The sequence below is a fragment of the Streptomyces sp. 7-21 genome (assembly GCF_016741785.1).
Classification (GTDB): Bacteria; Actinomycetota; Actinomycetes; order Streptomycetales; family Streptomycetaceae; genus Streptomyces.
Genome location: NZ_JAERRL010000001.1, coordinates 221,552 through 233,814, shown reverse-complemented (window position 1 = coordinate 233,814; position 12,263 = coordinate 221,552). Strand labels below are relative to the sequence as shown.

Sequence of the window (12,263 nt, the reverse complement as noted above, 5' to 3'; positions counted from 1 at the left end):
GTGTACCTGCGGGGCGTGCCCCCTCTGCACCCGGGCTGCGTGGTCGCAGCCACAGCACCGACGACTGCCTGATCAAGGATCCGGCAGCAGCCAGTGAAGGACCGTCGCGTCGTCGTGTGCCTTGCCGCGCGGCCAGCGCCGTCCATGGGGATCGCTGTGTTCCGCCTCCCGCACGCGGCGGATCAGTTCGTGCGGGCCGGAGGAGCCGAGGACAGTCAGCGCTTCGCGCCAGTCGGCGAGTCCGAATTGGTCGACGAGGCGGGTCGCGCCGTCGCTCAGCAGCGTGACGGACTTCAGCGTCTGCAGCGGCGCCCTTCCCGTGTAAGCATGCTCGGCCGCTTGCGGTTCGGGCCCGGCGATCCAGTAACCGCCCGGCCGGTTACGGAGCCCGGTCAGGGCGTCTCGGTACTGGGCCAGGGCGGCAGCGTGCTCGGGCGATCCGGTGGGCAGTGCGTCAACCGGCGCGCGGAGCCGTGCGCCGACCTCGTCCAGGCGCTGGTCGGTGATGGCGTTCGGCTTACCGTCCGCCCCGGCGAGGAGAAGCGTCGAGTCACCGAGGACGAGGTATTCGAGCCCTCCTTCGCCGACCCGGACCGCGACGACCGTGCTGGTTGGACTGGCCCGGTGGGTCAGATCGCAGGTGTCTTCGTGCAGGGAGCGAACGCTCCGGATCGCGTCGGCCAGGCAGTCGGTGAGCGGCCGGGCTGGATGCGCGGTGATGCCGCCGAGCAGCAGCCCGCCCAGCGTCGAGGCGAACCAGGCGATGCCGTGTACGCATCCGGTCTCCGCCCCGGCCACGCCTGCGCCGTCGAGCAGGACGGCCGCCCTGGGAGCGGCGGCCGCGAAGTCCTCATTGGGCTGTTCCGGTCCGGCCGGCAGGGAGCACAGGGCAACGCTCACGCCGTCACCTCGTCGTGGAGGTAGAGGGGGCAGAGAAGTTCGACGGACCGTGGTTCTTCCGTCCGGGGGTCGTACGCCACGCCTACCAGCGTGGAGAAGTGCTGCTCCCCCGCTTCTTCCCAGAGCTTGCCGAGGTCTGAGGTGAGCAGATGGACCACGCCAAGGGAGCCCGCCGTGTGGATACCGGCGATGGCGAGTACGGAGCCGTTGCCGTCCGGGCGGGGAAGCCTGCCGAGATACCCGACGTCGTGCGGACGGGGCGGTTCCGTGTCCGCTCCGGCGTGGTACGCCGTGCCGGTGCGCTGGTCCACCAGCATCCACCCCCCGTCCTCCGGATGCTCCCAGCGGATGACTGGGTCCTGGGCGTACAGGTCGCGCATGGCCTGCGACATGCCCGGCCCGCAGACGACGATCAGGCCGTCGCGGTTGAGATCGATCTCACCGCTCACCAGCACGTGACCGGAGCTGACGTCCAGCCCGTACGACTTCGCCAGTTCTTCCAGCCGCTTGCCGGAGTTCATGTCCGTCACGGCGACGACCGGTCGCTTCTTCTTGTCGTCCCACCGCAGCGGAGTCACGACCGTGACAGCGCCGGTTCCGAGGAAGGCTCCTTCGGGCGCCGGGCCGGTGTGCCGGATCTGGTGAATCCGCCCCCGGCTCAGACCGGCCTTCTCTGCGATCTGGGCATAGGACATCCCCTGGGCGTGCAGATCCTGAACGACACGGCGGCGGAGCCGGGCGAGTTCGGTCACCTCCCGCTGTGCGGCGGCCAGCCTCGTCGTGAGCTCGTGGAGGAGGCGGTACGGATCATCGGTCGTCCTCATCCGTCGCAGCTCGTCCGACATGACCGCACCTCCCGGAAGCATCCAGGAGTCTAGGGCTCTGGACGGGGCGGGCGGCACACAGCGCCCCGGGCTCACGCTCCTGGAATGCACGTCCTCCCGCGAGGGGTGCGTCGGTTCCAGCGAGCAGAAGAGCTCAGGCTCGTTCCCACGCCAGCTCGGCCCACACGGAACGTCCGCCGGGCCAGTCCTTCACACCCCAGTCCTTCGAGCAGGCAGCGATCAGCAGCAGCCCGCGCCCGCCTTCTTCCTGGCTGGCCACGTCGCACAGGCGGGGTACGTGTTCGCCGCCCTGGTCGACGACCTCGATGCGTACAAGGCCGGTATCAAAACCGACGATCACGAGGAACCAGCCGCCGGCCGAGCCACTCCGTGAGTGCCGCACCGCGTTGGTCGCCAGCTCGCTGACGACCAGGACGGCGTCTTCGACCGGGCCGTTCTCGGCGACGAGGGAAGCGACGAAGTGACGGGCTTGTACGACTTGTTCGACCAGGCCGGGGAAGACGCGGCACTCTGGCGGGCTCATCGTTCCCGGATACCGGGCCGGAGTCCGCGGCCGCCTCCACGGCCGCCAGGAGATCCCGCATCTCACGCGCAGCCGCGTCGTTGAGACCGAGGGCCCGGGAGAGCCGGTCCAGCACGCCAGGGCTCGGAACCATACGCCCGGTCTCGATCTTGGACACCGCCGGCTGCCCGACGCCGGCCCGCTGCGCCAGCGCGGAGCCCGTCAGACCAGCCTCTACACGCAGCGCCCGAAGACGCACCCCCAGCGCCTTCATCCGCTCCCGCCGCTCAGTCCCCATGACCAGGTTCTACACCACGGAGAGCCGCTTGCGCCTAAGGATCGTCTGGTTACCGTAAGTTGCCGGGCTGCTGGGTGAAGTCCGGAAGTACCCGAAGGGCGTGTGCCTGACGGGCAGCTTCACTTCGCGCTTCCGGTCATCTCGGACCAGCGGCGACGGCGTCTGGCAGGGGAAGGGGCGTGCGGGGGCAGGCAACCTCTGAGGGCTTTTGTGCATCACATGGGGTGTCGGGGTACTGAAGGAGGCACGAATATGCGGGGCGTCAGCAGCAGGCGAGGGCTGGCCGGGGGTGCCGGGGCCGCGGTGCTGCTGGGGATGGCACTGGTGGCGCCGGCGGCGGCCGACACCGTCGCGGACGCCATCGTGTACCTGGACCACCGGGGCCTGCGGTACAGCGGCGGGGACGCCGACAACATCGTCCACATCACGGTCGACGAGCGGCGGGAGCGGCACCTCGTCTACACCATCGAGGACAGCGTGCCGCTCGTCACCGGGAAGGGCTGCGAGCACCCCGACCCGGAGGACGAGACGCGCGCCGTGTGCGTCAGCGGCGCCATCGAGCCGCTCGCCCACATCGACCTGGGCGGCGGCGACGACGTGCTGACCTCCTCCGGCCTGGACACCTCCCGCGAGGCCGTCATCCACAGCGGCGACGACTGCGCGCCCCGGGAGGCGCCGTAAGACGCGGCGGGGGACGTACACCGAAGGAGCCGGGCGAGGGCTGCGGGGGCACCCAAGAGGGTACGGAGGTGTGCCCGCGCGGCCCGCGCGGGCGGGGAAGCCGCCCGTAGCGTGAGCGGCATGACCACGGCGCTGCTGGAGTACACCCGCTTCGGTTTCCCGCTGTACATGGCGCTGCGCTGGCGGCTCGGCCACCGGGAGCCGCCGCGGGTCCGCCCCGTCAACACCGCGCTGCGCGACGAGCAGGAGATCCAGGCGGCGGTCGCCGAGGTGGCGCGGCTGGGACTGCCGCCGGTGTGGGACTCCCCCAAGTCGTGGGACTCGCTCGGGGCGCTGCACGAGATCCTCAGCCGCACGGACACCCGGGCGCGGGTGCTGGACGCGGGCGCCGAGTACTACTCGCAGATCCTGCGCTGGCTCTACCTCTACGGCTACCGCGACCTGACCGGGATCAACCTGGTGTTCAAGCGGCGGGTCCGCTGCGGCCCCATCCGGCTGGAGCCCGGGGACATCACCGCGACCCGGTTCCCCGACGGGCACTTTGACGCGGTGACCTGCCTGAGCGTCATCGAGCACGGCGTCGATCTGGACGCGTACTTCCGGGAGATGGCGCGTGTGCTGCGGCCGGGCGGGGTGCTGGTGACCTCGACCGACTACTTCGCCGAGCCCACCGGCACCGCCGGCCGCGAGGCGTACGGCGTGCCGGTGCGGGTGTTTGACCGGCCGCAGATGGAGGCGGCGTTCGCGCTGGCGGCCCGGTACGGGCTGGAGCTGACCGGGCCGGTGGACCTGCGGTCGCCGCAGCGGTGCGTGCACTGGAAGGAGCAGGACCTGCGCTACACCTTCCTCGTCTGCAGCATGGTCAGGTCCTGAGGCGCCTCCCGCGCCGGCGCTGCCCGCCGGGCCGCCTCGCGCACGCGGGCCGCGGCGTGCCCGGGCAGGTACCGCTCGGCGTGCAGGCGCCGCGCGGCCGCGGCCATGGCGGCGGCGCGGCCGGGGTCGGTGAGCAGGCCGGCGCAGTGCCGGGCCAGGTCCTCGGCGGTATCGGCCAGCACCAGGTGCTCCCCCGGCACGGCGTCGATGCCCTCCGCGCCGACGGTGGTGCTGACGACCGGCACGCCGTGCGCGAACGCCTCCAGGATCTTGATGCGGGTGCCGCTGCCGACCCGCAGCGGCACGACGACGAGCGCGGCGGCCCGCAGGTAGGGCGTCATGTCCGGCACCGCGCCGGTGACCTCGACGTGCGGGCCGGCCAGCGCGGCGGTGCCGGGGGTGGCGCGGCCCGCGAGCACGGCGCGGGCCCCGGGCACCTTCGCGCGGACCAGGGGCAGGATCTCCCGGGTCAGCCAGGCGGCGGCGTCCGCGTTGGGTTCCCAGTCGAAGGAGCCCTGGAACAGCAGCACGGGGCCGTCGCCGGGCGCGGCCTCCTGGGGCGGCGACAGCGGGGGCGCGGGGAAGGAGTTGGGCACCACGACGGTGCGGGCGGGGTCCAGCCGGGCGGCGTCGCGGGCGCAGGCGACGACGGCCACGTCCGCCTCCCGGGCCAGCCGCCGGTGGACGCGGCGCCACCAGGCGGCCGCACGGCGGGCCTGCACGCGCTGGAACGGCGTCAGCGGCACGCCCCACACGCCGCGTCCGAGCCGCGCCCAGCGGCGGATCAGGACGTCCTCGAAGTCGTCCACGTCCACCACGACGGGCCCGGTGAACCGGCCGCGCAGCGGCAGCCAGGCGCGTTCGCGGTTGAACCACACCAGGTCGTAGCGGGTCGCGGTCGCCCAGGCGGGCAGCGCACGGGCGAGCGCGCGCCGCTGGTGCGCGGCGTACGCGGCGCACGGCCCGCGCATGGCGATCTCCGCGCCGGCGCGTGCGCCGGTGTACGGCGGTACGGGGGCGAGGCCGGCGCGTGCGAACCGGGCGGCCTCCCGGGGGTCCAGCGTGGCGTCCGGCGCGGTCACGAACAGCGCGTCTACCGGCCCGAGTCCGGCGAGCGCCCCGGTGACGACGTCCATGCGCCGCACCGCGCCCCCGGCGGGGCGGCGCGGCAGGATGTCGCTGACGAACAGGGTCCGCATCACGTCACCTCTTCCAGGGCGGGCGCGGCCGCTGCCCGCCGGGCGGCCAGCAGGGTGCAGGCCAGGCCCACGGCCCAGCCGAAGACCGCGGCCCACATCACGCCGTCGACGCCCCACGCCCGGCCCAGCCCGTAGGACAGCGGCAGCCGCACCGCGCCCAGCGAGGCGGCGGTGCTCAGCAGCGGCACGACGGTGCGGGCGGTGCCGTTGAACCAGCCGTGCAGCACGACCGTCAGCGTGTAGCACAGGAAGAACGGCGCGGTGATGAGCAGGTACCGCTCGGTCAGCAGGCGGGTGCCGGGGTCGCTGGTGAACAGCGCGGCGACCGGGCCGCGCGCGGTGAGCAGCAGCAGGGTCACCGCTGCGGTGAGGGCGGCGCACAGCCACAGCGCGCGGCGCACGCCCTCGCGGACGCGGGCGGCCTGGCCGGCGCCGGTGTTCTGGGCGGTGAAGACCATCAGCGCGCTGGAGAGGTTGAGGAAGACGACGCTGGTCAGCAGCTCCAGCCGGGCGACGACGGTCAGCGCCGCGAGCGCGGTGTCCCCGAACGGGGTGACGATCCGCACCAGCACCAGGATGCCGGCGCCGATGAGCAGGTACTGCGCGGCCATGGGAGTGCCGATCCGCAGGCCGCGCCGGATCTCGGCGGCGGCCGCGGCGGGCGTGACGGGTTCCGCCCCGGCGGGCCGGCGGCGCCGTTCGCGGGCCAGGCCGGCGATGCCGGCCGCGGCGGCCGCGGCGTTGGCGGCGAGCATCGCCAGCGCGGCGCCGGCGATGCCGAGCCGGGCGGGGCCGACGAACAGCCAGGCGAACGCGGCGTTGAGGACGCTGGCGGTGATCATCAGGGCGGTGGCGCGGCGGGCGTCGCCGCGGCCGGTGAGGACCGCGCAGACCGCGCCGAGGGCGTAGAGGGCGGCCATGCCGGTGCACAGGGTCACCATGAACGTGCGGGCCTCGGCGGCGACGTCGCCGGTGACACCGGTGAGGGCCAGCAGCGGCCCGGCGGCCGGGTAGGCGAGCGCGGCGCACAGCACGGACCACGCGCCGGTGCAGACGGCGAGCGCCGTCAGCGCGCTGGGGTCGTCGCGCCGCCCGGCGCCGGCGAGGTGGCCGAGCCGGACCGCGAACGCGCCGGAGACGCCGGTGAACAGCGAGGTGAGGAGGGCGTACAGCGGCTGCGCCGCGCCCATGGCGGCCAGTCCGGTGACGCCCAGGTAGTGGCCGACGACGGCGCTGTCGACGACCAGGTAGGCCTGCTGGAGGAGCCCGGCGAGGGCCAGCGGGGCCGCGGTGCCGGCGATGCCCGCCAGGACCGGGCCCCGCGTCAGGTCCGGCACGTCAGCTCCCGGGCCCGGCCAGCAGGTCGTCGAGCCAGGCGTCGTCGTCGGCGCCGGCCTCCAGATCCGCGTCCAGGTCTCCGTCCAAGAAGCCGTCTGCGGCGGCGTCGTACTTGGTCTCGATGAGCCGGGCGACGGCGGTGACGGTGCGTTCGCTCATCAGGTCGACGGTGTCGAACTGGCGGCCCAGGCAGGCGGAGATGTTGCTGCCGATGGTGAGCGCCATCAGCGAGTCGCCGCCCAGGTCGCGGAAGTCGGTGTGCACGTCGATCTCGGTGTGGCCGAGCGCGTGTGCCAGGCAGCGGCCGACGAGCCATTCCCGGTCGGTGTAGTCGCCGCCGGGCCGGCCGGTGAGTTTCACCTCGGTGGCCGCCACGGCGTCGCGGATGCGCGCGATCCGCCGGTTGATGCGCTCCTGAAGGGCCGCCATGCCCGCCTCGATCTTCTGCTCGATGACGGGTTCGAGGGCGACGGGGTACGACGGCAGCACGCTCATCAGCTCGCTGGTGTAGTTGACCTCGCCGGCGAAGAACCCGGCCCGGTCGCCGCGCAGCGCGGCGTCGATCAGGGCCAGGCCGTCGTCGGTGCGCAGCGAGCGGAACGCCAGGTCGTCGTTGGTGCCTGCCGCGACGGCCATGCCGGTCTCGCGCCAGGACACCCACTGGACGCTGACGACGCGGTGCTCAGGGGTGTCGAGGGTGCGGGCCAGGTGGTCCAGGCAGAAGTTGGCGGCGGCGTAGTCGGCCTGCCCGAGCGCGGGGAAGACGGCGGCCACGGACGACATGTGGAGCACGAAGTCGGGCCGGTCGTCGCGCGTGAGGTGGTGCAGCAGGAACGCGCCGCGCAGCTTGGGCCGCAGCACGGAGGTGAAGCCGGCGGCGTCGCGGTAGGCGATGAGGTTGTCGCCGGGCACCCCGGCGGCGTGCACGATGCCGTCGAGCCGGCCGTGCGCGGCGCAGATGGCATCGAGCGCGCCGGCCAGCGCGGCCTCGTCGGCGACGTCGGCGGCCACCGGGTGCACCTCGGCGCCGAGCGCGGCGATCTCCCGCAGGGCGGCGACCCGTTCGGCGGCGGGGTGCTGCGGGTCGGCGGCGATAGCGTCCCACTCCTCGCGCGGCGGCACGGCGGTGCGGCCGAGCAGGTACAGGTGGATGCCGGGGGCGGCGGCCGCGAAGTGACGGGCGGTGGCCAGGCCGATGCCGCCCAGGCCGCCGGTGATCAGGTAGGCGCCGCCGGGCCGCAGGTACGCCTCGCGGACGGCCGGGATCTCGGGCAGTTCGGCGAAGGACTCGCGGTACTTGGCGGTGCCGCGCAGCGCGAACACGCCGGCCTGCGGGGCGAGGATCTCGGCGCGCAGCCGGTCGGCGGGCACCTCGTCGTCGGTGTCGAGCAGCCGGACGGTGACGTAGGGGTATTCGCGGGCGATGCCCTTGGCTAGCCCGCCGAGCGCGGCGTGTTCGGGGACGGTGCCCGCCTCGCCGGGGGTGACGGCCAGCGCCCGCCGGGTCAGCACGACCAGGTCGAGCCGGGCGCCGGCGTGCATCAGTGCCTTCGCCACGTGGAACAGGCCGAGCAGGTGGGCGTCGACGCGGCGGTCCAGCTCCTTGGGGTCCGCGGCCGGTTCGGCGTCCCAGGCCGCCGCGTACACCAGGTGGGTGTAGCCGCCGTCGACGAGTTCGTCGGCGAGTTCCTCCAGCTGCTCCTCGGTGGTGCACGGGACGCGCACCTCGGCGTCCAGCGGCAGCGCGGCGGCCAGGGTGGCGGCGGCAGCCGGAGCGGCCAGCGCCATCACGCGGGCGGGCTGCCCGTCGTCCGGGCCGGCGGCCTCCGCCGCGGCGGGGGCCGGATCAGCGGGCGTGAACTCCACGGCGTGGGTGCGGGGATGGGTCTGCTGCGGCCCGGCCAGCGCGAACCGGTCGCGCCAGTCGCCGGGGAAGTCGACCCAGGCGCGGGTCTCGTCGAACTGGTACGGCGGCAGGTGCACGGTGCGGGGCCGGGGGCCCTCGTACTGCGCCAGCAGGTCGGTGCCGGCGCCGCTGGCCCAGTCGCGGGCGGCGGGGGTGGTGGCGGCCTCCGGCACCTCGCCGGCCTCGGTAGCGGCCAGCGCTGCCCGCAGCGCGGGCAGGCTGCCGACGGTGTAGGCGAGGCGGTGCGGGTGCCCGGCGCGGGAGACGTTGGACGTGTAGCACACGTCGCGGATGCTGCCGGTGATCTCGCCCGCGTCGAGGGCCTCGCGGTAGCGGGTGACGAGCCGGGCGAGCGACGCCTCGCTGGCCGCGCTGAGCGTGAACAGGTAGGGCGGCGTGCCGGTGGCCGGGCCGGCCGGCGCGGGCGCGGGGCCCGCGGCGGCGGGGACGAACTCCTCCAGCACCACGTGGGCGTTGGTGCCGCCCAGGCCGAACGCGCTGACGCCGGCGCGGCGCGGCCCGCCGCCGTCGGGCTCGGGCCACTCGCGTGCCTGGAGCGGCACGTACACCGGGCCCTCCGCCAGGTCGAGCGCGCTGTTGGGCCGGGTGTAGTTGGCCAGTGGCGGGATGGTGCGGTGGCGCAGCGCCAGGGCGGTCTTGATGACGCCCATCACGCCGGACCCCTCGAAGAGGTGGCCGATGTTGGCCTTCACCGAGCCGACCGCGCAGAACCGGCGGTCGCGGGTGCGGGCGGCGAACGCCCGCCGCAGGCCCTCGAACTCGACCGGGTCGCCGACCTTGGTGGCGGTGCCGTGCACCTCCAGGTAGCCGATGCCGCGCGGGTCCGCGCCCGCGTTCCGCCAGGCGGCCTCCAGCAGATCCGCCTGGGCGGCGGCGTCGGGCGCGGTCATCATCTCGGAGTGGCCGTCGTGGTTGACGGCGCTGCCCTTGATGACGGCGTACACCTGGTCGCCGTCGGCGAGCGCCCGGTCCAGCCGCTTGAGCACGACGGCGCCCGATCCCTCGCCGAAGCCGGTGCCGTCCGCGCTCTCGTCGAAGGTGCGGGTCACGCCGTCGGACGACTCGATGCCGATCCGGGTGTGCGGGTGCCGCATCGGCGCCAGCACGATCCGCGTGCCGGCCACCACAGCCATGTCGCAGTCGCCCAGCAGCAGCCCGGCCCGCGCCTGGTGCAGCGCGGCCAGCGAGGCCGAGCAGGCGCTGTCGATCACCATGCTGGGGCCGCGCAGGTCGTACAGGTACGACAGCCGGTTGGCCAGCATCGTCACGATGTTGCCGGTCAGGCCCAGCTGCCCCAGCGCAGGGTCGATGCGGGTGAAGTACTCCAGGTAGGACCAGCCGGGGTTGCCCGCGTAGCCGACGTACACGCCGGTGCGGCTGCCGGCGAGGCGGCCGCCGGTGTAGCCGGCGTCCTCCAGCGCGCGGTAGGCGGTGCGCAGCAGGAGCCGCTGGTGGGGGTCGGTGACGGCGGCCTGCTTGGGGGACATGCCGAAGAAGGCGTGGTCGAACAGGTCGACGCGTTCCAGGAAGCTGCCGTCGTGGAACTCCACGCCGTCCTCGTCATCCGGCACCAGCGCCGACTCCCAGTAGTAGCGCAGGTATTCCTCGACCTCGCGGCGGCGCTGCGCCGGGAAGGGGCGGGTAAGGCTGCGGCCGGTGCGGATGATGTCCCAGAAGGCGTGCTGGTCGGCCGCGTCCGGCACCTCGACCGACAGTCCGGTGACGGCGATGTCCGTGGTCATACGCGCTCCTGCGTGGTGGGTGCGGTGATGCGGGCGATGAAGGCGGTCAGGGTGGTGCCGTTGACCTCGTCGAAGTGGCCGACGCCGGCGGCGCGCAGGGCGCGGACCGTGCGCACCCACTCCACGGGCCGGTCGATCTGCGAGCTGAGCAGCCGGACCGCCTGGGCCGGGTCGAACTCGGCGCCGGTGACGCTGGAGATCACGGGGGTGTGGCCGGGGCGGAACTCGCGGGTGCGCAGCTCGGCGGCGAACGCCCGCCCGGCCGGGGCCATCAGCGGGGTGTGGAACGGGCCGCTGACGGCCACCGGCAGCACCCGGGCGCCGCGGGCGCGCAGCGCCTTGACGGCCAGGCCCAGCTGCCGCCGCTCGCCGGCGACCGTGACCTGCTGGTCGCTGTTGCGGTTGGCGACGTGCACCATGTTGAGGCCGGCGCCGTGCAGCGTGGCCTCGACCCGTTCGGGCGGCATGCCGACCACGGCCGCCATGGCGCCGTTGGTGATGGTGGCCATCAGCTCGGCGCGGCGGCGCACCAGCGCCAGGCCGTCCATCAGGTCCAGGACGCCGGCGGCCACCAGCGCGTTGAACTCGCCCAGGCTGTGCCCGGCGAAGTAGTCGTAGCGGTGGCCGGCGCGTTCGCGTTCCAGCCAGGCCAGCGCGTTGACGAGGTAGACGGCGGGCTGGGCGAAGCGGGTGTCGGCGAGCCGGTCGCCGGGGTTGTCGCGGCACAGGCGGGCCACGGAGTAGCCGAGCAGCTCGCTCGCCTCGGCCGTCTGCCGCGGGTACCGCTCGAAGAGTTCCGCGCCCATGCCCGCGCGCTGTACGCCCTGGCCGGGGAAGACCAGACAGTGCATGTGCAACGCTCCTTAGACTGACGGCCCTGAACTGGCGGCGGTGGGTTCGGGGACGCTGCGGTAGCGCAGGCCGTCGTGGCTGCCGCGCAGGCATTCCCGGGTGAACAGGCGGGCCGAGGGGCCCGGTCCGAAGTCGACGACCTGGTCGGGGCGGGCGTCCTCGACGGCGGTGCGGACGGTGGCGGGCCAGTGCAGCGGGCGGGAGACGGCGTGCCCGAGCAGGTCGGGCAGCAGGTCGCCGCGGTGCTGGAGGTTGACCCCGCCGGCGCTGCCGTCGGCGACGTACACCGGCACGGCCAGCGCCTCGCCGCGCAGCGGGTGCGTCATCAGGTGCCGCTCCGCCAGCGCCGTGCGCACCGCGGGTGCCAGCAGCGGCGTGTGGAAGGCGGCGGTGGCGCGCAGGTAGGCCCAGCGCACCCCCGGCCCGGCCAGCCGCTGCGCGTGGCGCTCCCGCAGCGCGGCCAGGTCGGCGGGGTCGCCGGCCAGCACGTGGGAGCGGCTGGAGTTGGTCAGGGCCAGGTGGACGCCGGTGCCGGCGGTCATCGCGCGCAGCTCGGCGGCCGGCACGCCCCGCACGGCCGCCATCGGGGTGGCGTCGCCCTGCGGCGGCGGCGCGAGCTGGTGGCAGCGGATCAGGGTGAGGGCGGTCATCGCGATCAGGTCGCGGCACAGCTCGGTGTAGCGCCGGCGGCTGGTGATCCGCATCGCGGCGGCGACGGCGCCGATCAGTCCCATGCTGTGGCCGATGGCGGCCACCGGTCCCAGCCGGCCGCGGGCCGCGGCGCCGCCGCCGGCGGCGGGCTGGAGCAGGCACAGCTGGTAGAGGTGGGCGAACAGGCCGTCGATGATGGAGTGCTGGAGCGCGGCCGGGTCGGGCGCGGCGCCGCGCAGCCAGGCGGTCAGCGGGATGCCGCCGGGCAGTGCGGGGCGGTAGGCGTCCTCGCCGACGTGGTCGAGCACGCCGGCGATGGCGTCGGCCGCGGTGGTGAAGTACCGGGCGTTCCCGGGCCGCTGGTACAGGGCGCGGAGCGCGGCCAGGGGCGGGCCCTGCATGCCCGCCAGTCCGCTGAACAGGTAGATCGGTCGCACGTCTCTCCTGAGGGGGTG

The 12,263-nt window shown here is 74.4% G+C and carries 10 protein-coding genes and 1 pseudogene; 2 read left to right on the top strand and 9 right to left on the bottom strand.

The features are described from left to right. Nucleotides 1-72 precede the first annotated feature (72 nt). The 4 genes and pseudogenes from JK356_RS01075 to JK356_RS21580 form a co-directional block, all read right to left on the bottom strand. Complete coding sequence (locus JK356_RS01075) at nt 73-900, bottom strand: integrase (protein ID WP_201865528.1); 828 nt, start codon at nt 898-900, stop codon at nt 73-75. Then, entirely contained in the window at nt 897-1,745 is an 849-nt protein-coding gene (locus JK356_RS01070) for a sigma factor-like helix-turn-helix DNA-binding protein (RefSeq protein ID WP_201865527.1), read from the bottom strand. The genes JK356_RS01075 and JK356_RS01070 overlap by 4 nt, the downstream gene beginning before the upstream one ends. Nucleotides 1,746-1,878: 133 nt before the next feature. Then, nucleotides 1,879-2,268 carry an ATP-binding protein gene (locus tag JK356_RS01065; protein ID WP_201865526.1) on the bottom strand — a complete coding sequence of 130 codons (390 nt, stop codon included), beginning with the start codon at nt 2,266-2,268 and terminating at the stop codon, nt 1,879-1,881. Between the two features lie 121 nt (nt 2,269-2,389). Further along, nucleotides 2,390-2,521 (bottom strand): annotated as a pseudogene (locus JK356_RS21580) (helix-turn-helix domain-containing protein); the annotation flags it as partial. Nucleotides 2,522-2,797: 276 nt separating this feature from the next. On the opposite strand from JK356_RS21580, the gene JK356_RS01055 reads away from it, so the two are divergent. Beyond that, nucleotides 2,798-3,226 carry a hypothetical protein gene (locus JK356_RS01055; RefSeq protein WP_201865525.1) on the top strand — a complete coding sequence of 143 codons (429 nt, stop codon included), beginning with the start codon at nt 2,798-2,800 and terminating at the stop codon, nt 3,224-3,226. A gap of 120 nt (nt 3,227-3,346) precedes the next feature. Further along, entirely contained in the window at nt 3,347-4,099 is a 753-nt protein-coding gene (locus JK356_RS01050; RefSeq protein ID WP_236670535.1) for a bifunctional 2-polyprenyl-6-hydroxyphenol methylase/3-demethylubiquinol 3-O-methyltransferase UbiG, read from the top strand. On the opposite strand, the gene JK356_RS01045 is transcribed toward JK356_RS01050, so the two are convergent. The 5 genes from JK356_RS01045 to JK356_RS01025 are packed head-to-tail and all read right to left on the bottom strand — an operon-like array spanning nt 4,063 to nt 12,245. Continuing rightward, nucleotides 4,063-5,298 carry a glycosyltransferase family 4 protein gene (locus JK356_RS01045; RefSeq protein WP_201865524.1) on the bottom strand — a complete coding sequence of 412 codons (1,236 nt, stop codon included), beginning with the start codon at nt 5,296-5,298 and terminating at the stop codon, nt 4,063-4,065. The two genes, JK356_RS01050 and JK356_RS01045, sit on opposite strands and share 37 nt — an antisense overlap. Beyond that, nucleotides 5,298-6,635, bottom strand: a complete 1,338-nt coding sequence (locus JK356_RS01040) for an MATE family efflux transporter (protein ID WP_201865523.1) — start codon at nt 6,633-6,635, stop codon at nt 5,298-5,300. The genes JK356_RS01045 and JK356_RS01040 overlap by 1 nt, the downstream gene beginning before the upstream one ends. 1 nt (nt 6,636) lies before the next feature. Then, nucleotides 6,637-10,305, bottom strand: a complete 3,669-nt coding sequence (locus JK356_RS01035; protein WP_201865522.1) for an SDR family NAD(P)-dependent oxidoreductase — start codon at nt 10,303-10,305, stop codon at nt 6,637-6,639. After that, on the bottom strand, nt 10,302-11,156 hold the full coding sequence (locus JK356_RS01030; protein ID WP_201865521.1) for an ACP S-malonyltransferase: 855 nt from the start codon (nt 11,154-11,156) through the stop codon (nt 10,302-10,304). The genes JK356_RS01035 and JK356_RS01030 overlap by 4 nt, the downstream gene beginning before the upstream one ends. A 12-nt stretch (nt 11,157-11,168) precedes the next feature. Further along, nucleotides 11,169-12,245, bottom strand: coding sequence for an ACP S-malonyltransferase (locus JK356_RS01025; protein WP_201865520.1), 1,077 nt, complete (start codon nt 12,243-12,245; stop codon nt 11,169-11,171). Nucleotides 12,246-12,263 lie beyond the last annotated feature (18 nt).